The organism is Pseudomonas serbiensis (genome assembly GCF_030580745.1).
Taxonomy (GTDB): Bacteria; Pseudomonadota; Gammaproteobacteria; order Pseudomonadales; family Pseudomonadaceae; genus Aquipseudomonas; species Aquipseudomonas serbiensis.
Genome location: NZ_JAUQOO010000001.1, coordinates 26,790 through 53,177, shown reverse-complemented (window position 1 = coordinate 53,177; position 26,388 = coordinate 26,790). Strand labels below are relative to the sequence as shown.

Annotated in this window: 28 protein-coding genes and 1 tRNA gene; 17 read left to right on the top strand and 12 right to left on the bottom strand. The window is 57.7% G+C overall.

Features of this window, described 5'->3' with window-relative positions; genetic code table 11:
* Nucleotides 1–277: 277 nt before the first annotated feature.
* Both Q6A51_RS00275 and Q6A51_RS00270 read left to right on the top strand, forming a co-directional pair.
* Entirely contained in the window at nucleotides 278–490 is a 213-nt protein-coding gene (locus tag Q6A51_RS00275) for a DUF6124 family protein (RefSeq protein ID WP_201003267.1), read from the top strand.
* Nucleotides 491–688: 198 nt separating this feature from the next.
* Nucleotides 689–1,231 (top strand): hypothetical protein, encoded by a 543-nt coding sequence (locus tag Q6A51_RS00270; protein WP_322791237.1) that lies wholly within the window; start codon nucleotides 689–691, stop codon nucleotides 1,229–1,231.
* 23 nt (nucleotides 1,232–1,254) lie between these two features.
* Here the strand turns inward: Q6A51_RS00270 and Q6A51_RS00265 are convergent, their stop codons facing one another.
* The 3 genes from Q6A51_RS00265 to Q6A51_RS00250 all read right to left on the bottom strand — a co-directional run bounded on the left by Q6A51_RS00265 (nucleotide 1,255) and on the right by Q6A51_RS00250 (nucleotide 2,304).
* The gene (locus tag Q6A51_RS00265) at nucleotides 1,255–1,554 is read right to left on the bottom strand and encodes a hypothetical protein (protein ID WP_304573832.1); all 300 of its coding nucleotides are present in this window, start codon (nucleotides 1,552–1,554) and stop codon (nucleotides 1,255–1,257) included.
* Nucleotides 1,554–1,913 (bottom strand): hypothetical protein, encoded by a 360-nt coding sequence (locus Q6A51_RS00260; RefSeq protein WP_304573831.1) that lies wholly within the window; start codon nucleotides 1,911–1,913, stop codon nucleotides 1,554–1,556. The genes Q6A51_RS00265 and Q6A51_RS00260 overlap by 1 nt, the downstream gene beginning before the upstream one ends.
* A 303-nt stretch (nucleotides 1,914–2,216) precedes the next feature.
* A tRNA-Ser gene (locus Q6A51_RS00250) sits at nucleotides 2,217–2,304 on the bottom strand.
* A 122-nt stretch (nucleotides 2,305–2,426) separates the two neighbouring features.
* Here Q6A51_RS00250 and Q6A51_RS00245 point away from each other — a divergent pair.
* The 7 genes from Q6A51_RS00245 to Q6A51_RS00215 all read left to right on the top strand — a co-directional run bounded on the left by Q6A51_RS00245 (nucleotide 2,427) and on the right by Q6A51_RS00215 (nucleotide 6,704).
* On the top strand, nucleotides 2,427–3,098 hold the full coding sequence (locus Q6A51_RS00245) for a Bax inhibitor-1/YccA family protein (RefSeq protein ID WP_304573830.1): 672 nt from the start codon (nucleotides 2,427–2,429) through the stop codon (nucleotides 3,096–3,098).
* Between the two features lie 102 nt (nucleotides 3,099–3,200).
* Nucleotides 3,201–3,593 carry a sulfurtransferase complex subunit TusD gene (gene tusD, locus Q6A51_RS00240; protein ID WP_025259508.1) on the top strand — a complete coding sequence of 131 codons (393 nt, stop codon included), beginning with the start codon at nucleotides 3,201–3,203 and terminating at the stop codon, nucleotides 3,591–3,593.
* A gap of 1 nt (nucleotide 3,594) precedes the next feature.
* Complete coding sequence (tusC, locus tag Q6A51_RS00235; RefSeq protein ID WP_304573829.1) at nucleotides 3,595–3,957, top strand: sulfurtransferase complex subunit TusC; 363 nt, start codon at nucleotides 3,595–3,597, stop codon at nucleotides 3,955–3,957.
* Nucleotides 3,957–4,256 carry a sulfurtransferase complex subunit TusB gene (tusB, locus tag Q6A51_RS00230; protein WP_304573828.1) on the top strand — a complete coding sequence of 100 codons (300 nt, stop codon included), beginning with the start codon at nucleotides 3,957–3,959 and terminating at the stop codon, nucleotides 4,254–4,256. Before tusC ends, tusB begins: the two co-directional genes overlap by 1 nt.
* Nucleotides 4,253–4,588: a TusE/DsrC/DsvC family sulfur relay protein gene (locus Q6A51_RS00225; RefSeq protein WP_201017790.1), complete on the top strand. Its 336-nt coding sequence runs from the start codon at nucleotides 4,253–4,255 to the stop codon at nucleotides 4,586–4,588. Before tusB ends, Q6A51_RS00225 begins: the two co-directional genes overlap by 4 nt.
* Nucleotides 4,585–5,586, top strand: a complete 1,002-nt coding sequence (locus tag Q6A51_RS00220; RefSeq protein ID WP_304573827.1) for a glycosyl transferase family protein — start codon at nucleotides 4,585–4,587, stop codon at nucleotides 5,584–5,586. Before Q6A51_RS00225 ends, Q6A51_RS00220 begins: the two co-directional genes overlap by 4 nt.
* Nucleotides 5,587–5,693: 107 nt before the next feature.
* Entirely contained in the window at nucleotides 5,694–6,704 is a 1,011-nt protein-coding gene (locus Q6A51_RS00215) for a glutathione S-transferase family protein (protein ID WP_304573826.1), read from the top strand.
* A gap of 121 nt (nucleotides 6,705–6,825) precedes the next feature.
* On the opposite strand, the gene cysG is transcribed toward Q6A51_RS00215, so the two are convergent.
* From cysG to ftsK, 6 genes are all read right to left on the bottom strand, one after another.
* Complete coding sequence (cysG, locus tag Q6A51_RS00210) at nucleotides 6,826–8,220, bottom strand: siroheme synthase CysG (RefSeq protein WP_304573825.1); 1,395 nt, start codon at nucleotides 8,218–8,220, stop codon at nucleotides 6,826–6,828.
* A complete protein-coding gene (serS, locus tag Q6A51_RS00205) occupies nucleotides 8,221–9,501 on the bottom strand; it encodes a serine--tRNA ligase (protein ID WP_304573824.1) in 1,281 nt (426 codons plus the stop codon). It lies immediately after the preceding gene.
* A gap of 16 nt (nucleotides 9,502–9,517) precedes the next feature.
* A complete protein-coding gene (gene crcB / locus Q6A51_RS00200) occupies nucleotides 9,518–9,892 on the bottom strand; it encodes a fluoride efflux transporter CrcB (protein ID WP_025259500.1) in 375 nt (124 codons plus the stop codon).
* Nucleotides 9,892–11,214, bottom strand: coding sequence for a replication-associated recombination protein A (locus tag Q6A51_RS00195; protein ID WP_201003296.1), 1,323 nt, complete (start codon nucleotides 11,212–11,214; stop codon nucleotides 9,892–9,894). Before Q6A51_RS00195 ends, crcB begins: the two co-directional genes overlap by 1 nt.
* 19 nt (nucleotides 11,215–11,233) lie before the next feature.
* Complete coding sequence (lolA, locus tag Q6A51_RS00190; protein ID WP_025259498.1) at nucleotides 11,234–11,857, bottom strand: outer membrane lipoprotein chaperone LolA; 624 nt, start codon at nucleotides 11,855–11,857, stop codon at nucleotides 11,234–11,236.
* 69 nt (nucleotides 11,858–11,926) lie between these two features.
* Nucleotides 11,927–14,329 (bottom strand): DNA translocase FtsK, encoded by a 2,403-nt coding sequence (gene ftsK, locus Q6A51_RS00185; protein WP_304573823.1) that lies wholly within the window; start codon nucleotides 14,327–14,329, stop codon nucleotides 11,927–11,929.
* A gap of 493 nt (nucleotides 14,330–14,822) precedes the next feature.
* Here ftsK and aat point away from each other — a divergent pair, with 493 nt between their 5' ends.
* The 3 genes from aat to infA all read left to right on the top strand — a co-directional run bounded on the left by aat (nucleotide 14,823) and on the right by infA (nucleotide 16,588).
* A complete protein-coding gene (gene aat / locus Q6A51_RS00180; RefSeq protein ID WP_201003300.1) occupies nucleotides 14,823–15,512 on the top strand; it encodes a leucyl/phenylalanyl-tRNA--protein transferase in 690 nt (229 codons plus the stop codon).
* A gap of 48 nt (nucleotides 15,513–15,560) precedes the next feature.
* On the top strand, nucleotides 15,561–16,268 hold the full coding sequence (locus tag Q6A51_RS00175) for an arginyltransferase (protein WP_201003302.1): 708 nt from the start codon (nucleotides 15,561–15,563) through the stop codon (nucleotides 16,266–16,268).
* Nucleotides 16,269–16,369: 101 nt separating this feature from the next.
* Nucleotides 16,370–16,588 (top strand): translation initiation factor IF-1, encoded by a 219-nt coding sequence (gene infA, locus Q6A51_RS00170; RefSeq protein ID WP_002553999.1) that lies wholly within the window; start codon nucleotides 16,370–16,372, stop codon nucleotides 16,586–16,588.
* A gap of 93 nt (nucleotides 16,589–16,681) precedes the next feature.
* On the opposite strand, the gene clpA is transcribed toward infA, so the two are convergent.
* Together clpA and clpS are read right to left on the bottom strand one after the other, a co-directional pair.
* A complete protein-coding gene (gene clpA / locus Q6A51_RS00165) occupies nucleotides 16,682–18,955 on the bottom strand; it encodes an ATP-dependent Clp protease ATP-binding subunit ClpA (RefSeq protein WP_201003304.1) in 2,274 nt (757 codons plus the stop codon).
* A gap of 30 nt (nucleotides 18,956–18,985) precedes the next feature.
* Nucleotides 18,986–19,348, bottom strand: coding sequence for an ATP-dependent Clp protease adapter ClpS (clpS, locus tag Q6A51_RS00160; RefSeq protein ID WP_025259492.1), 363 nt, complete (start codon nucleotides 19,346–19,348; stop codon nucleotides 18,986–18,988).
* A 226-nt stretch (nucleotides 19,349–19,574) separates the two neighbouring features.
* Here clpS and cspD point away from each other — a divergent pair, with 226 nt between their 5' ends.
* A complete protein-coding gene (cspD, locus tag Q6A51_RS00155; protein WP_201003306.1) occupies nucleotides 19,575–19,847 on the top strand; it encodes a cold shock domain-containing protein CspD in 273 nt (90 codons plus the stop codon).
* Between the two features lie 81 nt (nucleotides 19,848–19,928).
* On the opposite strand, the gene icd is transcribed toward cspD, so the two are convergent.
* Nucleotides 19,929–21,185, bottom strand: a complete 1,257-nt coding sequence (icd, locus tag Q6A51_RS00150) for an NADP-dependent isocitrate dehydrogenase (protein ID WP_304573822.1) — start codon at nucleotides 21,183–21,185, stop codon at nucleotides 19,929–19,931.
* 435 nt (nucleotides 21,186–21,620) lie between these two features.
* Between icd and Q6A51_RS00145 the strand changes: the two genes are divergently transcribed.
* From Q6A51_RS00145 to hflD, 4 genes are all read left to right on the top strand, one after another.
* Nucleotides 21,621–23,846, top strand: coding sequence for an NADP-dependent isocitrate dehydrogenase (locus Q6A51_RS00145; protein ID WP_304573821.1), 2,226 nt, complete (start codon nucleotides 21,621–21,623; stop codon nucleotides 23,844–23,846).
* A 211-nt stretch (nucleotides 23,847–24,057) separates the two neighbouring features.
* Complete coding sequence (locus tag Q6A51_RS00140; protein WP_304573820.1) at nucleotides 24,058–24,504, top strand: NUDIX hydrolase; 447 nt, start codon at nucleotides 24,058–24,060, stop codon at nucleotides 24,502–24,504.
* Between the two features lie 60 nt (nucleotides 24,505–24,564).
* Nucleotides 24,565–25,695 (top strand): tRNA 2-thiouridine(34) synthase MnmA, encoded by a 1,131-nt coding sequence (mnmA, locus tag Q6A51_RS00135; protein WP_025259487.1) that lies wholly within the window; start codon nucleotides 24,565–24,567, stop codon nucleotides 25,693–25,695.
* Nucleotides 25,695–26,315, top strand: coding sequence for a high frequency lysogenization protein HflD (hflD, locus tag Q6A51_RS00130; protein WP_201003314.1), 621 nt, complete (start codon nucleotides 25,695–25,697; stop codon nucleotides 26,313–26,315). Before mnmA ends, hflD begins: the two co-directional genes overlap by 1 nt.
* Nucleotides 26,316–26,388 lie beyond the last annotated feature (73 nt).

Genomic DNA, 26,388 nt, shown 5'->3' with positions numbered 1-26,388 from the left:
CCCTTTCATCTGCATGAAGTTTCCGAGAAAATCCCGAGCCCTTGCGCGGGGTGATTTCGGGCTCTAGGCTGCGGTCGTCGCTGAATATCAGTGATCGGGTTTAGCAGCCTGTGGGTGACATACAACGCGCAAGTACCGCTTATGGCGGCTTTGCGTGGGGCACTTTCGAGTGCGCCGGATTTGTAGGTTGCCCCGGTCTGCTAACCCGCGTCAAAGTCGCCACCCATTGTTTGTTTAGCAGCGAATGGCAGGTGGCCTTACCTCACAGGCAACCTTCATGATCAAAGTAACCCCCGATCCACCGCATAAAAACCTCGAAGAATCCCTTCTGCACGTTAGCGCCCTGCTGCGTTGCGCAGCAGCCACCGCCTACGAAACCGGCGACAGCCTCAACGGCCCGAAACGCGACCTGGCGTTTTCGGTGGTGCATTTGATTGGCATGGCCAAGGCTGAGCTGGAGCGGTCGTTGGCCCAGGTGGAGGTGCGTTAGGGGCTTTTTCGCGAATAAGCGGAGCGCCGCCCGATTCGCTCCCACGCAGCCCGCGTAGGAGCGAATTTATTCGCGAAGAGCAACTTGCCTGTTCAATTAAACTGAACATGTCTCGCGATTATTGTTGGATAGACACCACCAGCGCGGTGCTCAAACAATGACTCCCCCTATTACCGTAGTGATGGAGTACCTACAACAATGAGCACACCTATGCCGAGCAACCGCCACTCCATAGAACAGTACATCCTGGCCAAGGATGGCAATCGACCTGATCTTCTGCGCCAGGCATTCAGCCCCGAAGCCACGGTTGAAATGCTCGTGCATACCGACGCCATTTCATTTCCGTCCACGCTGGAAGGGTTGAGTGCCATTGCGCAAACATTGGTGCGCGGCTTTGGCCAGACCTATGAAAACGTTTACACCTTCTGCCTCGGTGAACCACCGGTGAGCGATGCCTCGGCGTACACCTGCAAATGGCTGGTAGGGATGACCGTCAAGGAAACAGGAGCAGTACGTGTCGGCTGCGGTCAGTATGACTGGCGCTTTGACTCTCAGTCCGGGCTCGTCGTGCATCTGACCATTACCATTGATCACATGCAGGTCAGCCCGGCCGCAGACCTGATACCGGTGATGAACTGGCTGCAAGGCCTCGGTTACCCCTGGTGCCAGGCAGACGACGTTATTGCCAAGGCCCCGCCATTGAGCAGCATTGCGCCGGTTATTGGTTATCTGCAGGACTAGGGGTTGTTGAGACTCGTCGTGAGTTAATGGCCGTTGCGGCAAGATTGATCACGGCGCTGGCCCGGCAATAAGACAAAACGTACCAGGTTACCCAAGATATCTGTCAGCACCAGAGTTTTACTCGTCATACCGCACCTGGACTTGCCTATGACCTGACTTGGAATCCCCCTTTTGCGTCTTCCATAACGATAAACTTTCACGACCGTAGTGTCGGCCATTGCATATCCCATGTCTGGATCATTGCTCACGGCGTCGAACAAACGCTGGAAAACATCGGCTTTTACCCAATCCCGGACAGTAAATACACAAGCATCAACCACCATTACCAGAACCTCCACCAAGGCCGATTTTTCCTCACATCAGCCGTGCCATCTACTGGCTTATAGAGTGCAGTCGCGACCTTATGGGTTTGCTCGGCCAACTCATCCAGCCACTCTTGCGGGCCGATCCAGTGGTCGTGGACCGACTCCAGGAACTCCCGAGCCATCGGTAACCCTGAGGCATCCCCCAGCAAGGTGCCGAATGCCTCACATTTGGGGCACCATGCCGTTGAGCCCGTCCAGCGAGTTACCTCATGCGCAGGAAAAGCTGCGTAACAGCCAAAGCATGCACACTCGCTACTGAGCAGAATTTCTGCCTGATTATTATTGGCATGATCGTGGGCGCTGTAGGTGTCAGTCATCTAGCACTCCGTCGCATCGGACAAAGGTTGAGTGTGCAGCCATGGCCTGCAAAACCGGAGACAGCCTCAACGACCCAAAACGCGACCTGGCATTTTCAGTGGCGCATTTGATTGGCATGGCCAAGGCTGAGCTGGAGCGCTCGTTGGCCTAGGTGGAGGTGCGTTAAGGCCTTTTCGCGAATGAGCAGAGCGCCGCCCGATTTGCTCCCACACAGTACGCGCAGGAGCGAATTCATTCGCGAAGCCCTCTGAAGGCCAGAAACGAAAAAGCCCTGAATAATCAGGGCTTTGACGTCTCGAATATGGCGGAAGCATAGAGATTCGAACTCTAGGACCTGTTACAGTCGGCAGTTTTCAAGACTGCTGCCTTAAACCACTCGGCCATACTTCCACTTGCGTTGCGGGCGCCATAATACCGGAATGAAACAAGCTGTCAAACTCTCTGGGTGGCCAGTTGCAGCGCCTCTGTTATGATCTTTGCAACTCAACATTTCAACAGGAAGGAGTTTCGCAATGCGCGAACAGGATTACGCCCTTAAAACCGGCATGCAGGCCGACCAGCTAGAGGTTAGTCGTGTCCTGCGCAACACTTACGGTCTTCTCGCCCTGACCCTGGCTTTCAGCGGCGTCATGGCCTTTGTAGCCCAGCAGATGCGCGTCGGCTACCCGAACATTTTCGTGGTGCTGATCGGCTTCTATGGTCTGTTCTTCCTCACCAACAAGCTGCGTGATTCGGTGTGGGGTCTGGTTTCGACGTTCGCCCTGACCGGCTTCATGGGTTTCCTGCTGGGCCCGATCCTCAACCGTTACCTGGGCATGTCGGGCGGCGCTGAAGTTGTCAGCTCGGCGTTCGCAATGACGGCTCTGGTGTTCGGCGGTCTGTCGGCCTATGTGCTGATGACCCGCAAGGACATGAGCTTCCTGGGTGGCTTCATCACTGCTGGCTTCTTCGTTCTGATGGGTGCCGTACTGGCCAGCCTGTTCTTCGAGATCAGCGGGCTGCAACTGACGATCAGCGCAGGTTTCGTGCTGTTCTCCTCGGTCTGCATCCTGTTCCAGACCAGTGCCATCATCCATGGCGGCGAGCGTAACTACATCATGGCGACTGTCAGCCTGTATGTATCGATCTACAACCTGTTCGTCAGCCTGTTGCAGATCTTCGGCATCATGAGCCGCGACGACTGATAGCTGTCCGGTTTCAACAAAAAGCCCGCCTTCGCGGGCTTTTTGCTGTCCAGCCTCCGTGAATTCTTTATCATTGCGCATGTTCCGCTGACAGAGCCGACAATGAAATTCGCCATATCCCTTTTTTCCGCGGCCCATGCGCCCTCTTCCCGACGCGCCCTGCTGTTTGCAGAGGCAGTGTTGGCAGGCGGCCATGAGATTGTGCGTTTGTTTTTTTATCAGGATGGCGTTCACAGCGCTTCGGCCAATGTCGTGTCGCCACAGGATGAGCAGGACCTGTCACAGCAATGGCGCGACTTCATCGTGAAGCACCAGCTTGATGGCGTGGTCTGCATCGCAGCCGCCTTGCGTCGTGGCGTGCTGAATGCAGAAGAAGCCGAGCGCTATCAGCGCCCGTCCGCCAATCTCCTTGAACCCTGGGAATTGTCCGGGCTGGGCCAGTTGCACGACGCCGTGCAATCGGCGGATCGACTGATCTGTTTCGGAGGGCCTTGAAATGGCCAAGTCACTGTTGATCATCAGCCGCCAGGCACCCTGGGCAGGCACGAGTGCCCGTGAAGCGCTGGATATCGTGCTGGCGGGCGGCGCCTATGACCTGCCGGTGGGGATGCTGTTCATGGATGATGGAGTGTTTCAGTTGCTGCCACAGCAGAATGCCTCGGCGCTGCAACAAAAAGACCTCACCGCCAATCTGAAAGCGCTGGCGATGTTTGGCGTGGAAGAGGTCTATGCCTGCGGCCAAAGCCTGGCAGCACGTGGCATGCCCCATGCCGAGCTGGATGCCGAAATCCATCATCTGTCCGCAAGAGCCGAGTTATCGGCCCTTATTGACCGCTACGACCAAGTGATAACGATCTGATGGCTACCTTGCATGTTCTTTCTCACTCGCCCTTCGCCGACACGCGGCTGGATAGCTGCCTGAGCCTGCTGGGGCCAAATGACGGCCTGCTGCTGTGCGGCGATGCGACTTACGCCTTGATGCCCTCCAGCGCTCCCTTGCAAGCACTGGAAAAACAGTTGCCCGCGCTCAAGCTGTTCGCGCTGGATGAAGATATGAAAGCCCGCAACCTGCAGTTGCCTGAAGGTGCAACTGGCGTCGATTATCCGGGCTTCGTCGAGCTGTCGATCCGTTTCGACAAGGTCAATACCTGGTTATGAAACAGTTGATCGTTGCCGAACGCAGCATTGCCCTGGATAAAGATGGTTTCCTTCGGGACCTGCACGACTGGTCGCTGGAAGTGGCCCATGCGCTGGCTGCAGAGGAAGGTATTGCCCTGAGCGCCGAGCATGTGGAAATCCTGGAGCTGCTACGCGATTTCCATGCAGAATTTCAGCTCTCGCCCGCCACTCGCCCATTGATCAAGTACACCGCACTCAAACTGGGGCCGGAAAAAGGCAACAGCATGCATCTCAACCGCCTGTTCAATGGCACTCCCGCCAAACTGGCCGCCAAGCTGGCGGGCCTGCCGAAGCCGACCAATTGCATATGAACGATTACGCTCCCCTCGTCACAGAAACACCTGCCGAGCATCCCTTTGCCCAGTTCGTCCGTGTTCTGGGCAAAGGCAAACGCGGTGCCCGCAACCTGACCCGCGAAGAAGCCCGGGAAGCCATGGGCATGCTGCTCGATGAGAAGGTCGAAGACACGCAACTCGGCGCCTTCCTGATGCTATTGCGCCACAAGGAAGAAAGCCCGGAAGAACTGGCCGGGTTCACCGAAGCGGTTCGCGAGCGCCTCACGGCCCCGCCCATACAGGTCGATATCGACTGGCCAACCTACGCCGGCAAGAAGCGCCACCTGCCCTGGTATCTGCTGGCCGCCAAGTGCCTGGCGCAGAACGGTATCAAGGTGCTGCTGCATGGCGGCGGCGCGCATACCGCCGGGCGGCTCTATACGGAACAATTGCTCGGCCTGCTGAATATCCCGCTATGCCGTAACTGGCAAACGGTGGAAAGCGCACTGGAGCAACACAATCTGGCATTTATCCCGCTGGGTGACTGGGCTCCGCAGTTGCAGCGCATGATCGATCTGCGCAACACACTGGGCCTGCGCTCACCGATTCACTCGCTGGCCAGGGTTCTCAATCCGCTGAATGCCCGTTGCGGCCTGCAGAGCATCTTTCACCCTGGCTACCAAAGCGTGCATCGCGAGGCCAGCACCCTGCTGGGCGACAATGCCATTGTGGTCAAGGGCGATGGCGGCGAAATCGAGATCAACCCCGACACCATCAGCCACTTGTATGGCACCAGCAACGGGCAAGCCTGGGATGAGGAATGGCCTGCGCTCTCGCCAAGACGCCACGTCAAACCCGCAACGCTGGAACCACAGCAACTGGTGGCCTTGTGGCGCGGTGAAATAGAAGACAGCTATCCGCAACTCGCCCTGATTTCCACCATTGCCCTGGCCTTGCGCGGGCTCGGTATCCAGCGCGAGGAAGCCTTCGAGCAAGCCCAAAGCTTCTGGGATCGCCGAGACAAGGCCCTTTAATCTATCGATTTATTCGATCATGAGAGGCGATTCTTTGCGCTTTTATGTCGAACCAACTCGATTAGACTGACTCACAACCTATATTCATTTACAGATTGGAGTCAGACATGGGCCTTCTCATCGAAGGACGCTGGCATGACCAGTGGTACGAAAGCAGCAAGGATGGGGCATTCCAACGGGAAAACGCCCAGCGTCGTAACTGGGTCACGGCCAGCGGCAAACCCGGTCCTACCGGTGAAGGCGGCTTTGCAGCCCAGGCGGGTCGCTACCATCTGTACGTATCGCTGGCCTGCCCGTGGGCTCACCGCACCCTCATCCTGCGCAAACTCAAAGGCCTGGAAGATCTGATCGATGTTTCGGTGGTCAGCTGGCTGATGCTGGAAAACGGCTGGACCTTCAACCCGCAGACAGGCTCGACGGGCGATAAGCTCGACAACCTGCAGTTTCTCCATCAACGCTACACCGCAGATGATGCGCGCTATACCGGCCGCGTCACCGTGCCGGTGCTGTGGGACAAACAGCAGCAGCGCATCGTCAGCAACGAATCGGCGGAAATCATCCGCATGTTCAACTCGGCATTCAATGGCCTGACAGACAATCATCTGGACCTGTATCCGAGCGCCCTGCAATCAAGAATCGACCTGCTAAACGAGCAGATTTACCCCACCGTCAATAACGGTGTGTACCGGGCAGGTTTTGCCACCTCGCAAGGCGCGTACGAAGAAGCATTCGATGCCTTGTTCACCGAGCTGGATGTGCTGGAAAAGCTGCTGGGGGAAAATCGCTATCTGGCGGGTGAATACCTGACCGAAGCCGATGTTCGGCTCTTCACCACCATCGTGCGTTTCGATGCGGTCTATTACAGCCACTTCAAGTGCAACCTGCGACGCATCGCCGACTATCCCAACCTGAGCAACTGGCTGCGAGAGCTGTATCAATGGCCGGGGATTGCCGAAACCGTAGACCTTGAACACATCAAAGGCCATTACTACGCTAGCCATCGCACCATCAATCCGACCGGGATAGTCCCCAAAGGCCCGGCATTGAGCCTGGAAGCCATCCATGACCGCGAGCGTTTGCCGGGCAAGGGAATCTACGAAGCAATGCCGATCAGTTAAGGCGCAAAGAAACTTGCAGGAGGCAGCTTGCTGGCGAAAAAGGCCTCAAAACCGGCAGATATTCTGCGTCCTTACGCTGAAGTCGCCAGCAAGCTGCCTCCCACATGGGCTATCACAAGAATCAGACGCTGGATTGTGCGCCTTCGAACCAGGCCAGTTTTTCGCGTAACACGACTACTTCCCCCACGATCACCAGTGTCGGAGCATGAACTTCATGCTCTGCCACCAACTGAGGCAGGTTGGCCAGGGTGCCAGTGAAAACACGCTGGCTGGAAGTCGTGCCCTGCTGAATCAATGCAGCAGGCGTGTCCGCCGATCGACCATGCTTGATCAATTGCTCACAGATGATCGGCAGCCCGATCAAGCCCATGTAGAACACCAGAGTCTGCGCGGGCGAAACCAGATCATCCCAGGGCAGATTGCTGGTGCCGTCTTTCAGATGCCCGGTGATGAATCGCACCGACTGGGCATAGTCCCGATGGGTCAGCGGAATCCCGGCATAAGCCGCGCAGCCACTGGCTGCCGTGATGCCCGGCACGACCTGAAACGGGATGCCATGGGAAGCCAGCTCTTCAATCTCTTCGCCACCACGGCCGAAGATGAATGGATCACCGCCCTTCAGACGTACAACGCGCTTGCCCTCTTTGGCCAGGGCAACCAGTTGCTGGTTGATCTGATCCTGAGGCAACGCATGATCGGCCCGACGCTTGCCCACATAGACACGCTCGGCATCACGACGGCAAAGATCGAGAATCGCTGGAGCCACAAGGCGGTCATACAACACGACATCGGCTTGCTGCATCAGACGCAAGGCGCGGAAGGTCAACAGGTCCGGGTCACCGGGACCAGCGCCCACCAGATAAACCTCACCCTGAGCCTTGGGCGCATCGCCTGCGATCTTGGCAATCAGCAGCTTCTCGGCTTCACCACCCTGCCCGGCCAGTTGCCTGTCGGCGATAGGCCCCTGGAAAACATCTTCCCAGAACGCCCGCCGTTGCTGAACATCCGGAAACAGCCCTTTGACCTGATTGCGAAAACGCGCCGCAAGCCCGGCCAACTGGCCGTAGGTAGAAGGTATCCAGGTTTCCAGCTTGGCGCGGATCAAACGCGCCAGTACCGGAGCATCGCCGCCACTGGAAACCGCAATCACCAAGGGTGAACGGTCGACAATGGCCGGGAAGATGACCGTACACAGGGCCGGCGCATCCACCACATTGACGGGAACACAACGCTGCCTGGCATCCTGGGACACCTGGGCATTGAGCGGCTCATCGTCGGTGGCGGCAATGACCAATACACAGCCGTCCAGATCGCCTTCGCTGTAACCGCGAAGGATCAATTCGCCACCGCTGCGCTCTACCAGCTCGCGCAGTTGCTCTTCGATGTCGGGAGCGACCACCCGCAACAGCGCACCGGCTTCGGCCAGCAGGCGAGACTTGCGCAAGGCAATCTCGCCACCACCGACGACCAGCACCCAACTGCCACGCAGATTGTGGAACAGCGGCAGGAATTCCATTTAGCCGATGACCTCAAGGCCGCCCATATAGGGCTTGAGCACTTCAGGCACACGGATCGAGCCGTCAGCCTGCTGGTAGTTTTCCAGCACCGCGACCAGGGTACGGCCAACCGCCAGGCCCGAACCGTTCAGGGTATGAACCAGTTCCGGCTTGCCGGTTTCCGGGTTGCGCCAGCGGGCCTGCATGCGACGCGCCTGGAAATCTCCGCAGTTGGAGCACGAAGAAATCTCGCGGAACTTGTCCTGGCTCGGAATCCAGACTTCAAGGTCGTAGGTCTTGACGGCGCTGAAGCCCATATCGCCGGTGCAAAGCGCCAGAACGCGGTAAGGCAGCTCCAGCAATTGCAGGACGCGCTCGGCGTTGGCGGTCAGGCCTTCCAGTGCTTCCATGGACTGATCCGGCGCAACGATCTGTACCATCTCGACCTTGTCGAACTGGTGCTGACGGATCATGCCGCGGGTATCGCGCCCCGAAGCACCGGCTTCACTACGGAAGCATGGTGTGTGCGCAACGAACTTCAGCGGCAGTTGCTTGGGATCGAGAATCTCGCCGGAGACGATGTTGGTCAGCGACACTTCGGCGGTCGGGATCAGATACAGATCGGCTTCGCCATCACGGGAGATCTTGAACAGGTCTTCCTCGAACTTCGGCAACTGACCGGTGCCTTGCAAGGCAGGCGCCTGTACCAGATAAGGCGTGTAGGCCTCTTCATAGCCGTGTTCGTTGATGTGCAGGTTGATCATGAACTGCGCCAGAGCGCGATGCAGACGGGCGATTGGCCCGCGCAGCAGGGCAAAGCGTGCGCCGGAGAGCTTGGCTGCAGTCTCGAAGTCCAGCCAGCCGTATTTCTCGCCCAGGGCAACGTGGTCCTGAACGGCGAAATCGAAGGCAGCAGGCGTGCCCCAGGTACGCACTTCGACGTTTCCATCCTCGTCAGCACCTACCGGCACGGACTCGTGAGGCAGGTTCGGCATACTCAGCAGCATGGCGTCCAGCTCGGACTGAATGCCGTCCAGCTCTTTCTTGCCGTTGCTGAGTTCTTCAGCCATACGGTCGATATCCGCCATCAACGGCGCGATGTCTTCGCCGCGCTGCTTGGCCTGACCGATGGATTTTGAACGGGCATTACGCTCGGCCTGCAACTGTTCGGTGCGGGTCTGTACCGTCTTGCGCTGGTTTTCCAGCGATTCGATGCGCGCTACGTCCAGTGTGAAACCACGGGAAGCCAGGCGATCCGCTACGTCCTGAAGTTGGGTACGTAACAGTTTGGAATCGAGCATATCGTTCTCTCGTCTATCAAAGTCTGGTCAGGGACAGGCCAACCCAGGTTGCGAGCAGCCCGCCGAACACGCTGATACCCGCATAGCCCAGAGCCATCGGTACTTGCCCGCTTTCCAGCAGGCGCAGCGTATCCAGTGAAAAGGATGAAAAGGTCGTCAGACCGCCTACAAAGCCGACAATCAAGCCGGCACGAACCTCGATGGGCACTTCCGGGCGAATCAGAAACAGGCCGTAAAGCACGCCGATTATCAGGCACCCGACGATATTCACCGCCAGAGTTGCCGTATAGAAATGCCGCGGCCAGTTAGCGCTTACCCAGGTTCCTGCAGCAAAGCGCAATAATGTACCAGCGATACCGGCTACGGACACCGCAAGAATCGTCTGAATCACTACTTTCTCCGCTGACGAGGGCTGGCGGCGTCCAATGAAGCCAGATGTTTGAGCTTTTCGCCGATTTTAAGCTCCAGGCCACGGGGCACCGGCTTGTAATACTCGCGTGGTTCCAGCTCTTCGGGGAAGTAGTCTTCACCAGCCGCGTAGGCATCGGGCTCATCGTGGGCATAACGGTATTCTTCGCCATAACCCAGTTGCTTCATGAGTTTGGTCGGCGCATTGCGCAAATGCAGCGGGACTTCAAGCGAACCGTGCTCGGTCGCCTCTCGCATCGCCGCCTTGAAGCCCATGTAAACCGCATTGCTTTTGGGCGCGCAGGCCAGATAAACGATGGCCTGGGCCACTGCAAGCTCACCTTCCGGGCTGCCGAGACGCTCCTGCACATCCCAGGCGGACATGCACAGCGGCAAGGCACGCGGATCGGCATTGCCGATATCTTCGCTGGCCATGCGAACCACACGACGCGCCAGATACAGCGGATCGCAGCCACCATCGATCATCCGTGCAAACCAGTACAAGGCCGCATCGGGATTGGAGCCACGAATGGACTTGTGCAGCGCGGATATCTGGTCGTAGAACGCTTCACCACCCTTGTCGAAACGGCGGCGACTGTCGCCAAGCAGGCTTTGCAGCAGATCGACACTGATCTGCGAGCCATCTTCGGCCAGGTCGGAGGCGTTTTCCAGCAGGTTGAGCATGCGCCGACCGTCACCATCAGCCGCCGACATCAGCATCTCGAAGCCTTCATCGCTCAGGCTCAGGTGATGCTTGCCCAGGCCACGTTCTTCGTTCAGCGCCCGATGCACCAGCTTGCGCAAGGCAGCTTCGTCGAGGCTCTTGAGCACATAGACCCGCGCTCGCGAAAGCAAGGCGTTGTTCAGCTCGAATGAAGGGTTTTCAGTGGTGGCGCCGATAAAGATCAGGGTGCCGTCTTCGACGTACGGCAGAAAGGCGTCCTGCTGCGACTTGTTGAAGCGGTGGACCTCATCGACAAACAGGATGGTGCGGCGCCCGTATTGCCCGGCCTGCTGCCTGGCAACCTCGACGGCCTGACGGATTTCCTTGACCCCGGCAAGCACTGCCGAAACGGTTTCAAAATGCGCATCGGAAACCTTGGCCAGCAGCTTGGCCAGTGTGGTTTTACCCACACCCGGCGGCCCCCAGAAAATCATGGAGTGTAAAGCACCCTGCTCCAGCGCCTCACGCAGAGGCTTGCCGTGAGCCAGCAGGTGCTCCTGACCGACATACTCGTCCAGATTGGTCGCACGCAAACGTGCAGCCAGTGGCTGAGCTATCGGTTCGCTACGAAACAGGTCCATGGTCTGAGGTTAAGCCTCTTTATTCCTGGATGACATCGGCACCCTTGGGAATGTCGAACTTGAACTTGCTGGCCGCAATCGGCTCGTTCGCCTTGACGCCCGTGAACAGGATATTGGTGCGCTGGCCGACGCTGTCGATCAACTGCATGTCGTTGATGATGCCATTGCGAAAGGACAGACGCAGGTTGTCGAACAGGGTGTCCTTGGTCTTGGGCTTGAGCACGAAGTCGATCACGCCACCCGCTTCCTTGGCAGTGATATCGAAGCTTTCGCTGATCTTCGACACATCACCGGACAGCAGCAGGGCCGGCGTCTGGGTCAGGCGCTGATCCAGAGTCTTGATGGTGACTTGTTGCAGATCCGGGTCCCAGAGCGAAACCTTCTTGCCGTCGGACACCATCAACTGCTCTTGCGGCGCATCGGTGTGCCAGTTGAACAGGCCTGGACGCTGCAAAGCCATTTCACCCGAAGTTTCCTGCAATTGCGTGCCGCTGCCATCGAGCGTCAGCTGGGAAAAGCGGGCAGTCAGGGTCTGGGATTTTTCCAGCAACTGGGTCAGGCGCGCCACGTCCTTGCTGTCGGCATGAGCCGGGATCGCGGAGAACGTCAGTGCAGTTGCCAACAACATGCGGATAAGACGCATGGGATTCCTCATTGGATTCATGAAACGCCGACAGCGTGCCCGGCACGCTGTCGGCGCTATGGGATTAAATCAGTCGCGCATCGGGCCTGGTGCAATGACTTCACGTGAGCCATTGGTGTTCATGGACGTCACGACACCTGCCATTTCCATCGCCTCGATCATCCGCGCAGCACGGTTGTAGCCAATCTTGAGTTTACGCTGCACGGCTGAAATCGATGCACGACGGCTTTCAAGAACGAACTTCACCGCCTCGTCATACAAGGCATCGCTCTCGCTGTCTTCACCGCCTTCGCCGCTGCCGCCATCGAAGCCGCTACCGGCCTCTTCGACGCCAGCCAGAATATCGTCGTTGTAGTTTGGCGTGCCACGCATTTTCCAGGCTTCCACGACACGGTGGACTTCCTCGTCGGAAACGAAGGCGCCATGCACGCGAATCGGCAGGCTTGTACCGGGCGGCATGTACAGCATGTCACCATGACCCAGCAGTTGCTCGGCGCCACCCTGATCGATAATGGTCCGCGAGTCGATCTTGCTCGACACCTGGAAGGCCATGCGCGTCGGGATGTTGGCCTTGATAAGACCGGTGATGACGTCCACCGACGGGCGCTGGGTTGCCAGGATCAGGTGAATACCGGCTGCCCGCGCCTTTTGCGCAATACGGGCAATGAGCTCTTCGACCTTCTTGCCGACAATCATCATCATGTCGGCGAACTCATCGACCACCACCACGATGGTCGGCAAGGTGGTGAGCAACGGTGCTTCGTCATGGATGCTTTCACGACGATACATCGGGTCGGAAATCGGGTTGCCCTCTTCCTCGGCGTCCTTGATCTTGCGGTTGAAGCCGGCAAGGTTACGCACGCCCATGGCCGCCATCAGCTTGTAACGACGCTCCATCTCGGCAACGCTCCAACGCAAGGCGTTGGCCGCATCCTTCATGTCGGTCACGACCGGGCACAGCAGGTGTGGAATGCCTTCGTAGATCGACAATTCAAGCATTTTCGGGTCGATCATGATCAGCTTGGCGTCTTCCGGGCCAGACTTGAACAGGATCGACAGGATCATGGCGTTCACACCCACGGACTTACCGGAACCGGTCGTACCGGCCACCAGCAGGTGAGGCATCTTCGCCAGATCGGTAATGACCGGACGACCACCGATGTCATGCCCGAGCGCCAGGGTAACCGGCGACTTGGCATTGTCGTACTCGGGCGAGGACAACACTTCGGAGAACCGCACGATCTGCCGGTCTTCGTTGGGGATTTCGATACCGACCGTCGTCTTGCCCGGAATCACCTCGACCACCCGCACGCTGGTCACGGCCAGGGAGCGGGCAAGGTCCTTGGCAAGGTTGGCGATACGGCTGACCTTGACCCCGGCGGCAGGCTGGATTTCGTAGCGTGTAATGACCGGCCCGGGATGGATGGAGTCCACCGAAACCTCGACGCCGAACTCCTTGAGCTTGATTTCCAGCAGGTGCCCCACCGCCGCCAGCGATTCGGGCGAATAGTTGAGCTGCTTCTTTTCGGCCGGATCGAGAATCGAGATAGGCGGCAAGGTGCCTTCGATGGCACTGTCGACAAACAACGGCACCTGTTTCTCTTTCTGGACACGCTTGCTCGGCTCGGGCGCCTTCGCAGGCGCAGGAGCAATGACCGCTGGCACGTGTTTTTCGCGCTCGGTCATGTGCTTGCTCAGGGATTCCTCGCGCTCGATCAGACGCTCCCGGGCCTTGACCTGCTCACGACGGTCGCTGACGACAGGCGCTACGACCTCGTCGACCCGCATATCGACTTCACGCAACTGCGCAACCATCTGCTTGCGCTCGGTACGGGCGATCCACCAGCGGTTGGCGGCACTCTGGATAAGCTCGAAAAGATCGAGGGTGATCTTGCCGGTCACATCCATGACCTTGAACCAGGACAGGTCGGTAAACACCGTCAGACCGAACAGGAACAAGGCAATGAACAGCAATGTGCTGCCCTGGATATTGAGGGCTTTCTTGGCCAGATCGCCAAGCACTTCCCCCAGCACTCCGCCCGCAGAGCCAGGAAAGCCCGCCGCGAAATGGAAATGGATATGCGCCAGCGCCGCACCCGCCAGCACCAGGAATACCAGGCCGATCAGGCGCCAGGAGAACAGCCAGCCGCTCCACTGCCACGGTTCATGGCGCTGACTGAAGACCTGCCAGGCCTTGATGGCCAGCAACAACGGAAAGATGTAGGCGAAATAGCCCAGAACCATGAACAGGATATCGGCACAAAAGGCACCCGCACGGCCTGCGGCGTTCTGGACCTGCGCGGAGCTGCTGGTATGGCTCCAGCCCGGATCGTTCTGATCGTAGGTCAACAGAGCCATCATCAGGTACAGGCACAAGGCACCAAAGGCGATCAGTGCACCTTCCTTGAGCCGATAATGCAGTTGCTGCCGCCAGAGCGGCACAGAGCTGGGTGCTGTGGTGGATTTTTTCAAAACGCTTTATTTCCTGCGCTCAAGCGCGAACATCTCGTTGATTGACTATGCACGGCTGTTGAATAGTATCGACTGACTCCAGCCGAAAACGGGATCGCGAACCTCTGAAACACCCGCAGAACAGATGACCTGAATGATAACGCGCAAAGCTGGCATTGTACGGCTTTGTAAGTCCCGAGGTCTGTAGGAAAACTCGCCACATCGGCTTTTAACGCCCCATGATCGACGTTTTCAGCCAAAGATCGGAGCCTACAGGCCAAAGCCTTTTTCATGATGCTCAATTTGAGCATGCATTCTCTTTTGTGACAAAGGCTTATGACGTGATTCTATCAGCGAGACAGAGCATGAGAGGCTATCCGCCTGCCATCTTTTACCCGCACTACCGAAACATTGTGACACGCACCATAATGGCGATCGTTTGTGACCGCATTTATCGTACAGAGTTGCACGTCACACACCTGCGTGCCCTCCCCTACCGCGAAGTTCTGATGCCATGCTGACCTGGTTGCAACGCAACAGCCTTGTTTTCCCACCACTGGAAAAAGCCCTGCGCGAACCCAACGGCCTGCTGGCCGCGGGCGGCGACTTGTCCGCCGACAGGCTGATACAGGCTTACCGGCATGGCTGCTTTCCGTGGTTTCAGGACGGGCAACCCATTCTCTGGTGGTCACCCGACCCACGTACCGTATTGCCGCCGAGCGAGATACATGTGTCGCGCAGCCTGGGCAAACTCATGCGCCAGGGGCGTTACAAGGTGACGTTCGACCAGGACTTCGCAGCGGTCATCCAGGCCTGCGCCGAACCTCGCAGCTACGCCAACGAAACCTGGATCACCCGCTCGATGCAGGAGGCCTACATGGAACTGCATCAGCGTGGACACGCACACAGCGTCGAGGTCTGGGAGCAGGACAAGCTGGTTGGCGGGCTTTACGGCCTGGCCATGGGGCAGCTGTTTTTTGGCGAATCCATGTTCAGCCGTGCCGATAACGCATCGAAGGTCGGCTTCGCCACGCTGGTGGAACGCCTGCATGCCTGGGGGTTTGTGTTGATCGACTGCCAGATGCCCACACAGCACCTGCACAGCTTCGGTGCCCGCTCGATCCCGCGCCAGACATTTGCCGACTACCTGCAACAACACCTGGATCAACCCAATAACGCCGACTGGTTGCCTAGTCGAGTTTGAAAGGCTGGCATACACTCTTATTCATGGATTCTGATAACGGGGGCGATCATGACAGAGCTGGCGCGGCTTAAGTTTTATGCCACTCAACCCCATACCTGCAGTTACCTGCCTGAAGAGCAGGCGACCACGCTGTTCCTCGACCCCAGCCAGCCAATGGACGTTCAGGTCTATGCCGACCTGTCTGACATGGGCTTTCGCCGCAGCGGCGACCACCTCTATCGTCCACACTGCCAGAACTGCAGTGCCTGCGTACCGGCACGCATCCCGGTGAGCATTTTCGTTCCGGACAGACAGCAGAAGCGCATCCTGAAACGCAACGCCGACATTGAGGTACGCCGGGCAAAGCCGGTTTTCACCGAGGAGTACTTCGACCTCTACCAGCGTTATATCGAACAGCGGCATGCCGATGGAGACATGTTCCCGCCCAGTCGCGACCAGTTCTCCACTTTTCTGGTCCGTGACCTGCCCTTCTCGCGATTTTATGAGTTCCGGGCAGACCAGCGCCTGCTGGCGGTCGCCGTGACCGACCTGCTGCCCAATGGTCTTTCTGCGGTCTACACCTTCTACGAACCGGATGAAGAGCGGCGCAGCCTGGGACGTTATGCCATTTTGTGGCAGATCGCCGAAGCAGCCAGACTCCAGTTGCATGCCGTGTATCTGGGATACTGGATCAAGAACTGCAAAAAGATGAATTACAAGACTCAATATCGCCCTATCGAGCTGCTAACCAATCAAAGATGGGTCACTCTGTATTGAAGCCCTTGGCTTAAAGTGGTTTTTTCGGGCACAATGCACGCCGCTTTTGCCTGGCGCCACTTGCACCGGGCCACTCATTTGTATACCGAGGGCTTTACTGCATGTCGAAAGAAGACAGCTTCGAAATGGAAGGCACTGTCGTCGACACCCTGCCCAACACCATGTTTCGTGTGGAGTTGGAAAACGGGCACGTCGTAACCGCGCATATCTCCGGCAAGATGCGCAAGAACTACATCCGTATTCTTACCGGTGACAAGGTCCGCGTCGAACTGACGCCTTATGACCTGAGCAAAGGGCGTATCACCTACCGCGCCCGCTAAGCTAGTACTGACAAAAACGCCCGGCATATGCCGGGCGTTTTTGTTTGTTCGTTTGCCTGACACCCATTGCTGAGTGTCAGGGCAAGACTACCGTCAAGCCATCTCGGCAGTTGTCTCGAAATCAAAGGTGATCTCACCATCCTTGATATCGACATGCACAACGCCACCGTGCTCCGACAACTCACCGAACAGGATCTCCTCAGCCAGGGGACGCTTGATCTTGTCCTGGATAAGGCGAGCCATTGGTCGAGCGCCCATCGCGGCATCGTAGCCACCTTGCGCCAGCCAGCTTCTGGCAGCGTCGGAGACTTCGAGCAGCACACGCTTGTCTTCCAGTTGCGCCTGAAGCTCGGTAAGGAACTTGTCGACCACGCTCTTGATGACTTCGTGGCTGAGACGGCCAAACTGGATGATGGTGTCCAGACGGTTGCGGAACTCCGGCGTGAAACTCTTCTTGATCACTTCCATTGCATCGGACGAGTGGTCCTGATGCGTGAAACCGATCGAAGCCCGCGCTGCCGACTCGGCACCTGCGTTGGTGGTCATGATGACGATCACATTGCGGAAATCCGCCTTGCGCCCGTTGTTATCGGTGAGCGTACCGTGGTCCATGACCTGCAAGAGCAGGTTGAAGACTTCAGGATGCGCCTTTTCGATTTCATCGAGCAGCAATACGCAATGCGGCTGACGAGTGATGGCCTCGGTAAGAAGACCGCCCTGATCGAAACCGACATAGCCCGGAGGCGCACCGATCAGACGCGAAACGGTATGACGCTCCATGTATTCGGACATGTCGAAGCGAATCAGCTCGACGCCCAGAGCCTTGGCCAACTGACGCGCCGCTTCCGTCTTGCCGACGCCGGTAGGCCCGGCAAACAGGAAGGAACCCACGGGTTTGTCAGGTGACTTCAGCCCGGCACGAGACAGCTTGATTGCCGTGGACAGCGAGTCGATAGCTGCATCCTGGCCAAAGACGGTGAGCTTGAGATCGCGCTCCAGATTACGCAGCAGCTCCTTGTCGGAACTGTTGACGTGTTTCGGGGGAATACGCGCGATTTTCGCGACGATATCTTCGACCTGCGGCACATCGATGCACTTGACCCGACGCTCGGCCGGTTGCAGGCGCTGGAAGGCACCGGCTTCGTCGATGACGTCAATCGCCTTGTCCGGCATATGCCGATCATTGATGTAGCGAGAGGCCAGCTCGGCAGCGGCGCGCAACGCTTCGTCGCTGTACTCGATGCTGTGATGCTGCTCGAAGCGCCCCTTGAGCCCTCTGAGGATACCAATGGTGTCCTCGACCGACGGCTCGGAGACATCGACTTTCTGGAAGCGACGCGCCAGGGCGCGATCCTTCTCGAAAATCCCGCGGAACTCCTGGAAGGTGGTAGAGCCGATGCAACGAATATCGCCGGAAGACAGCAGCGGCTTGAGCAGGTTGGAAGCATCCATCACCCCGCCAGAAGCTGCACCCGCACCGATGATGGTATGAATCTCATCGATGAACAGGATGGCATGAGGCCGCTTGCGCAGTTCATTGAGCAGCGCCTTGAAACGCTTCTCGAAATCACCGCGATATTTGGTACCCGCCAGCAATGCTCCCAGATCAAGGGAGTAGACGACGCTGCTGGCCAACAGATCCGGCACCTGATTGTCGACGATACGCTTGGCCAGCCCTTCGGCGATGGCCGTCTTGCCAACACCCGCCTCACCCACCAGCAGAGGGTTGTTCTTGCGACGACGGGCGAGAATCTGAGCAACGCGCTCGACCTCACTCTCACGCCCGACCAGAGGGTCGATTCGCCCCTGGCGCGCCAGTTCGTTCAGGTTGCTTGCATAGGCATCCAGAGGATTGCCTGAGGAAGAAGCCTCGCCACCCTCGTCGTCCTGCATATCCTGCTCACCTTCAGAAGAGTGTTCGCCATGCCCTGGAACCTTGGAGATACCATGGGCGATGTAATTGACGACATCAATCCGGGCCACGCTCTGCTGCTTGAGCAAGAAGACGGCCTGGCTTTCCTGCTCACTGAAAATCGCAACCAGCACATTGGCACCGGTAACTTCACGCTTGCCGGAACTCTGTACATGGAAGACTGCACGTTGCAACACGCGCTGGAACCCTAGCGTCGGCTGGGTTTCACGATCCTCATCATGGACGGGGATCAGTGGAGTTGTGGAGTCGATGAACTCCTGCAGATCATGCTTGAGCTTATCGAGGTTTGCGCCGCAGGCACGCAAGACAGTGGCTGCAGCCTCATTATCCAATAGAGCCAGCAGGAGGTGCTCGACCGTCATGAATTCATGACGTTTTGAGCGAGCTTCCTTGAAGGCAAGATTGAGGGTGACTTCGAGCTCACGGTTTAACATAGCTTCACCTCATACCCAAGTGGCCGGCGTTTAACCGTCCTTCTCGATCTCACAGAGTAGTGGATGCTGGCTTTCCCGGGCGTATTGATTGACCTGCATTGCCTTGGTTTCGGCTATGTCGCGGGTAAACAATCCGCATACTGCCCGCCCCTCTGTATGGACGGCCAGCATGACCTTGGTGGCCAGCTCACGATTCAGGTTGAAAAACACCTCAAGAACTTCGACGACGAAATCCATAGGGGTGTAATCATCGTTAAACAAAACCACCTTGTACATTGGTGGCGCCTGCAGGGTGGGCTTGGCGTCCTGCAACGCAATGCCAGCTGAGTCGTCCTCGTGTGACTGTGGACCGTCCTGATTGAATGTTAGTCGAATCTTGCTGATTGCATGCATGGTAAAGAAAGGTTCGTATAAAGAGCGGGTTGAATAATTTAGTCGCAGCATGACCGGTTTTCACATCGACCGCCGCATGACCTTGACTATCAGCTAATCGGTGTTACAAACAATAGAGCCCACATTGGGTAAAAAGGGTCCGCGCAGTCAACCAAAATTTTTTTTAGGCCAGGCGGATTGAGGTGGATGATACTCCAGACGGAGTCCTTTGCAGAGGGATATGGCTATGCTCAGTGGTAAAGTCAAGTGGTTCAATAATGCAAAAGGCTATGGATTTATTCTTGCCGATGGCAGAGATGAAGATCTGTTTGCTCATTATTCAGCCATACAAATGGATGGCTACAAAACGCTCAAGGCAGGCCAACCGGTCCAATTTGAGATCATTCAAGGGCCAAAGGGATTACATGCCGTGAATATCTCGTCTGCGTCCACAGCTACTGTTCCAACATCCGCAGATGCTTCAAGCGCAGCACAAAAGCCAGCTAATGTGTCGGCCTGAAGCAGACCACCACAGACGCCAGCCATGAAAGAAACAGCCAGTTCAGGATGACTGAACTGGCTGCTGCACGGCAGCGGTTGCTCACATGTGCGCAATCAGGGCATCGCCGAACGCCGATGACGAGAGCAGCGTCGCGCCCTCCATCAAACGCTCGAAATCATAAGTAACAGTTTTAGCGGCAATCGCGCCATTGGTGCCCTTTATAACCAGATCGGCAGCCTCGACCCACCCCATGTGCCGCAGCATCATTTCGGCAGACAGAATCAAGGATCCCGGATTGACCTGATCCTTACCGGCATATTTTGGCGCCGTACCATGCGTCGCCTCGAACATCGCCACGGTATCCGAGAGATTGGCACCTGGCGCAATCCCGATGCCTCCAACCTCGGCAGCCAGCGCGTCGGAAAGGTAATCCCCATTGAGATTAAGCGTTGCAATGACATCGTATTCGACCGGACGCAGCAGGATCTGCTGAAGCATCGCATCGGCGATGGCATCCTTGACGATCACATCCTTGCCGGTACGAGTATTGGTGAACTGCATCCAGGGGCCACCATCGAGCAGGGTCGCACCAAATTCCTCGGCGGCAACCTCATAAGCCCACTCCTTGAAGGCGCCTTCGGTAAATTTCATGATGTTGCCTTTATGCACGATGGTCAGCGAGTCGCGATCATTGTCGACCACATACTGCAACGCCTTGCGCGCCAGACGCCGGGTACCCTCTCGGGAAACAGGCTTGACCCCGATACCGCAATCCTGATCAAAGCGGATTTTCGTGACCCCCATCTCCTCCTTCAGAAAACGGATGACTTTGGTCGCTTCGGGAGATCCTGCCTTCCATTCAATCCCGGCATAAATATCTTCGGAGTTTTCACGAAAGATCGTCATGTTCACATCGCCGGGCTTCTTGACCGGGCTGGGCACGCCCTCGAACCATCGCACCGGCCGCAGGCAGACATACAGGTCCAGTTGCTGGCGCAAGGCAACGTTCAGCGAACGAATGCCGCCACCGACCGGTGTGGTCAGAGGCCCCTTGATGGAAACCACGTACTCCCTCACAGCATCCAGCGTTTCCTGGGGCAGCCAGGTGTCCGGGTCGTAAATCCGGGTCGCCTTCTCTCCGGCATAGACCTCCATCCATGAAATCCTGCGTGTATCGCCATATGCCTTGCTGACTGCCGCATCCACCACCTTGATCATGACGGGCGTGATATCGATGCCAATGCCATCCCCCTCGATGAAGGGAATGATCGGATTATCGGGAACGTTCAGGGAGTGGTCTGCGTTGACAGTGATCTTCTCACCGACGGCGGGAATTATTGTTTTTTGATATGCCATGCGGGACTCCGGTGCGGGCTGAGTGGACATCCTGACAGCCATTGAGCCTAGTCAACCCCACAGGCACAGGCAAAGCCCGCCAGTCCGAAGACCCCGAAAAGCCCCGAAAGCCTTGGTTTTGAGCCTGTTCGTTCGACCAACGGCGAATAGTCGCCATTCGATAGCACGCATAGCATTAATGCTTGGCGCCAAGGGTTTGATATACTCGCGACGTGACCGCAGAGTCATAAAGGCCGAAGCCTCTGGAATGAGACTTTCAGCTTTATATATGCGTCGGGCTGCTACCCCGCCCGACAGCTTGACGCTCGACTGATGCACCTAACATCACCGCGAATAAACCTCGACTTGTGCCCATGACAGAACTTTGGGCAAGAGTGCATACCCTGCGCGTATCGAGATTTTGTGCATGCTCAGCAAAACAGAGAGTTAATACCAATGTCCAACCGCTCGAAGATCATCTACACCTTCACTGACGAAGCTCCAGCCCTCGCCACCTACTCGCTTCTGCCAATCATCGAAGCATTTACAGCCTCTTCCGATATCGACGTCGAAACACGTGATATCTCCCTGGCGGGCCGTGTTCTTTCCAGCTTCCCCGAATCGCTTGGCGCCGATCAGCAAGTGCCGGATCATCTCGCCGAGTTGGGCAAACTGGCTACAACGCCAGAAGCCAACATCATCAAGCTGCCGAACATCAGCGCCTCGGTCCCTCAATTGAAGGCGACCATCAAAGAGCTGCAGGAACAGGGCTTCAAGATCCCGGACTACCCGGAAGCGCCGTCCACCGACGCGGAAAAAGAAACCCGCGCACGTTACGACAAGGTCAAGGGCAGCGCCGTGAACCCGGTTCTGCGTGAAGGCAACTCCGACCGCCGCGCACCGCTTTCGGTCAAGAACTACGCTCGCAAGCACCCGCACAAGATGGGCGCATGGGCTGCCGACTCCAAGGCGCACGTTGCCCACATGAGCAGCGGCGACTTCTACGGCAGCGAAAAAGCCGCTCTGATCGAAGCAGACAACAGCGTCAAGATCGAACTGATCGCCAAGGACGGTACCGCTACCGTTCTCAAAGAGAAAACCAGCGTCAAGGCTGGCGAAGTGATCGATTGCTCGGTCATGAGCAAGAAAGCCCTGCGCAGCTTCATTGCCGCTGAAATCGAAGACGCCCGGAAACAAGGCGTTCTGTTCTCGGTGCATTTGAAAGCCACCATGATGAAGATCTCCGATCCGATCATGTTCGGCCAGATCGTCGACGAGTTCTACAAGGATGCGCTGACCAAGCACGCAGACACCCTGAAAGAAATCGGCTTCAGCCTGAACAACGGCATCGGCGATCTGTATGACCGCATCGGCGCCCTGCCAGCTGAAAAACAAGCTGAAATCAAGGCTGATATCCAGGCGGTCTACGCCACTCGCCCACAACTGGCGATGGTCAACTCCGACAAAGGCATCACCAACCTGCACGTACCGAGCGACGTCATCGTCGACGCTTCGATGCCTGCAATGATCCGTGACTCCGGCAAGATGTGGGGCACCGACGGTCAACTGCACGATGCCAAGGCCGTTATCCCGGATCGTTGCTATGCGACCATCTACCAGGCCGTCATCGAAGACTGCAAGAAAAACGGCGCCTTCGATCCGACCACCATGGGCAGCGTACCTAACGTTGGCCTGATGGCTCAGAAAGCCGAAGAGTACGGCTCTCACGACAAGACCTTCCACATCAAGACCGATGGCGTGGTCCGCGTGACCGACAGCCAGGGCAACCTGCTGATGGAACAGAACGTCGAAACCGGCGATATCTGGCGCATGTGCCAGGCCAAGGACGCGCCGATCCAGGACTGGGTCAAACTGGCCGTCAACCGTTCGCGCGCCAGCAACACTCCAGCCGTTTTCTGGCTCGACCCGGCACGCGCCCACGACAGCGTCATGATCGAGAAAGTCCAGAAGTACCTGCGCGACCACGACACTTCGGGCCTGGACATCCAGATCCTGTCGCCGGTCGAAGCCATGAAGCTGACCCTGGAGCGCACCCGCGCCGGTAAAGACACCATCTCGGTGACCGGTAACGTACTGCGCGACTACCTGACCGACCTGTTCCCGATCATGGAACTGGGCACAAGCGCCAAGATGCTGTCGATCGTGCCGCTGATGAATGGTGGTGGCCTGTTCGAAACCGGCGCTGGCGGTTCGGCTCCGAAGCACGTTCAGCAATTCGTCGAAGAGAACTTCCTGCGCTGGGATTCCCTGGGCGAGTTCCTGGCTCTGGCCGCTTCGCTTGAGCACCTGGGCAATGCCTACAACAACCCGAAAGCCCTGGTTCTGTCCAAGACTCTGGATCAGGCTACCGGTGAGTTCCTGGACCGTAACAAGTCGCCTTCGCGTAAAGTCGGCAGCATCGACAACCGCGGCAGCCACTTCTACCTGACCCTGTTCTGGGCACAGGCTCTGGCTGCTCAAAACGACGATGCCGCCCTCAAGGCGCAGTTCAGCCCGCTGGCCAAGACACTGACCGACAGCGAAGAGAAAATCGTTGCCGAGCTCAACGCTGTCCAGGGCAAACCAGTGGAAATCGGTGGTTACTACTTCACCAACCCTGAGCTGACCAGCAAAGCCATGCGTCCTAGCGCAACCTTGAACGCCGCAATCGCTGCGTTGTAAGTGGCAAACCGGTCAGACACATGACCTGCAAAAGCCCCGGCCACGCACCGGGGCTTTTGTATTTCAGGGCCGAGAAATTCAAAGGTCATCAATCACTTTGTGGGAGGCAGCTTGCTGGCGACTTCAGCGTACAGGCGCAGAATATCTGCCGGTTTCACAGGCCTTTTCGCCAGCAAGCTGCCTCCTACCCCCATACACGAGTAGCAACATTATGGAATGGCAAGCCCACGTTACCGTCGCCACCATCGTCGAAGATCAGGGCCGCTTCCTGCTCGTCGAAGAGATCAAGGGCGGACAAGCAGTACTCAACCAACCCGCCGGCCATCTGGACCCGAACGAAAGCCTGCAACACGCGGCCGTGCGCGAAACCCTGGAAGAAACCGGCTGGGACGTCGAACTGACCAGCGTGATCGGCATTTATCTATACACCGCGCCCAGCAATGGCGTGACTTACCAACGCATCTGCTTTGCCGCCAAGGCCCTGCGCCATCATCCCGAATACACGCTGGACGAAGGCATTGTCGGCCCGCTCTGGCTGACACGCGACGAACTCCTGACCCAGCAGCATCGCTGGCGCAGCGAGCTGGTCCTGCGCTGTGTCGATGATTATCTGAATGGCGAACACTTCAGTCTTGCCTTGCTGCGCGACAAGGCGTGAGACTCGACGCCCACAGCCTGATAGAATCGCGTCCTTTTCAAGGCCACCCATTGAACTCCCATGCGTGATCCAGCCCACTGCAACCCAGAAAACAAGCGCGTCATAGTCGGCATGTCCGGCGGCGTGGACTCATCCGTTTCCGCTGTCCTGCTCATGGAGCAGGGTTATCAGGTGGAAGGCTTGTTCATGAAGAACTGGGAAGAAGACGACGGAACGGAATACTGCACTGCCCGCGAAGACCTGGCAGACGCTCAGGCCGTGTGCGACAAGATTGGCATAAAGCTGCACACCGCCAACTTCGCCGCCGAGTACTGGGATAACGTGTTCGAGCACTTCCTGGAAGAGTACAAGGCAGGCCGCACGCCCAACCCGGACATCCTGTGCAACCGGGAAATCAAGTTCAAGGCCTTCCTTGACTACGCCCTGATGCTCGGCGCCGACCTGATTGCAACCGGACATTATGTACGTCGCCGCGATATCGACGGCCGTACCGAACTGCTCAAAGGCCTGGACCCGAACAAGGACCAGAGCTATTTCCTGCATGCCGTAGGCGGCGAACAGATTGCCAGGACGCTGTTCCCGGTCGGCGAACTGGAAAAGCCCGAGGTGCGTGCCATCGCCGAGAAACACGGTCTGGCGACAGCCAAGAAGAAGGACTCCACCGGCATCTGCTTTATCGGCGAGCGCCGTTTCACGGATTTCCTGCGCCAGTACCTTCCCGCCCAGCCCGGCGAGATCAAGACCACCGAAGGCGAAGTCATCGGCCGCCACAACGGCCTGATGTATCACACCATCGGTCAGCGTCAGGGCCTGGGCATCGGCGGCCTGAAGGATGCGAGCGATGATCCGTGGTATGTACTGGTCAAGGACCTGGAACACAACGAGTTGATCGTCGGCCAGGGCAACGACCATCCATGGTTGTTTTCCCAGGCACTGGTCACCTCGCAGATCTATTGGGTCAACCCGATAGACCTGAGCAGCCCGAAGAAACTGACCGCCAAGGTTCGTTATCGCCAGGGCGACCAGCACTGTACGCTGGAAAAGACCGCTGATGGCTACCGCGCCCTATTCGATGAACCGCAGCGCGCCGTGACACCCGGTCAGTCCGTGGTGTTCTATGACGGTGAAATCTGCCTGGGGGGCGGCGTCATTGAAATAGCCGAACCCTGGAAGAGCAAGGACAAGCGTTGATGACCCCAATTCAGGAGCAACTGATCGCTCTGGGCGGCGTATTCCAGGCCGCCATGCTGGTCGACAGGATTGCCAAGACCGGACAGGTCAGCGAAGCCGGGCTGAGCTGCATGCTCGGCAGCCTGCTGGTGCTGGACCCCAAGGACACGCTGGAGGTTTATGGTGGCGACGACCTGAACCTGCGCGAAGGCTACCGCGCCATGGCCAGCGCTCTGGAGCGTGACCCCGCGACCCTGCAGCGCGAGCCTTTGCGCTACGCCCTGTCGATGCTGGGCCTTGAGCGGCAGCTGGCCAAACGGGATGACATGCTGGAAGTGATCGGCAAACGCCTGCCGCAAATCCAGTCCCAGGCGGAGCATTTCGGCATTGCCCATGAAAACGTGATCGCCGCCACCGGCGCGCTTTATCAGGACACCCTGAGCACTCTGCGCCAGCGCATCCAGGTTCATGGCGACATGCGTAACCTGCAGCAACCCAACAACGCCTCGAAGATCCGCGCCCTGTTGCTGGCCGGCATTCGCTCGGCCCGTCTGTGGCGACAAGTTGGCGGTCATCGCTGGCAACTGGTCTTCAACCGACGCAAGTTATTGAAAGAACTCTATCCGCTGATGCACGGCTGACCCGCCACGCAACTGCGACCCTTACCACCCAGGCACGACGCTATCTACGCTGGTCAGTCCGACCCAGTCGGAC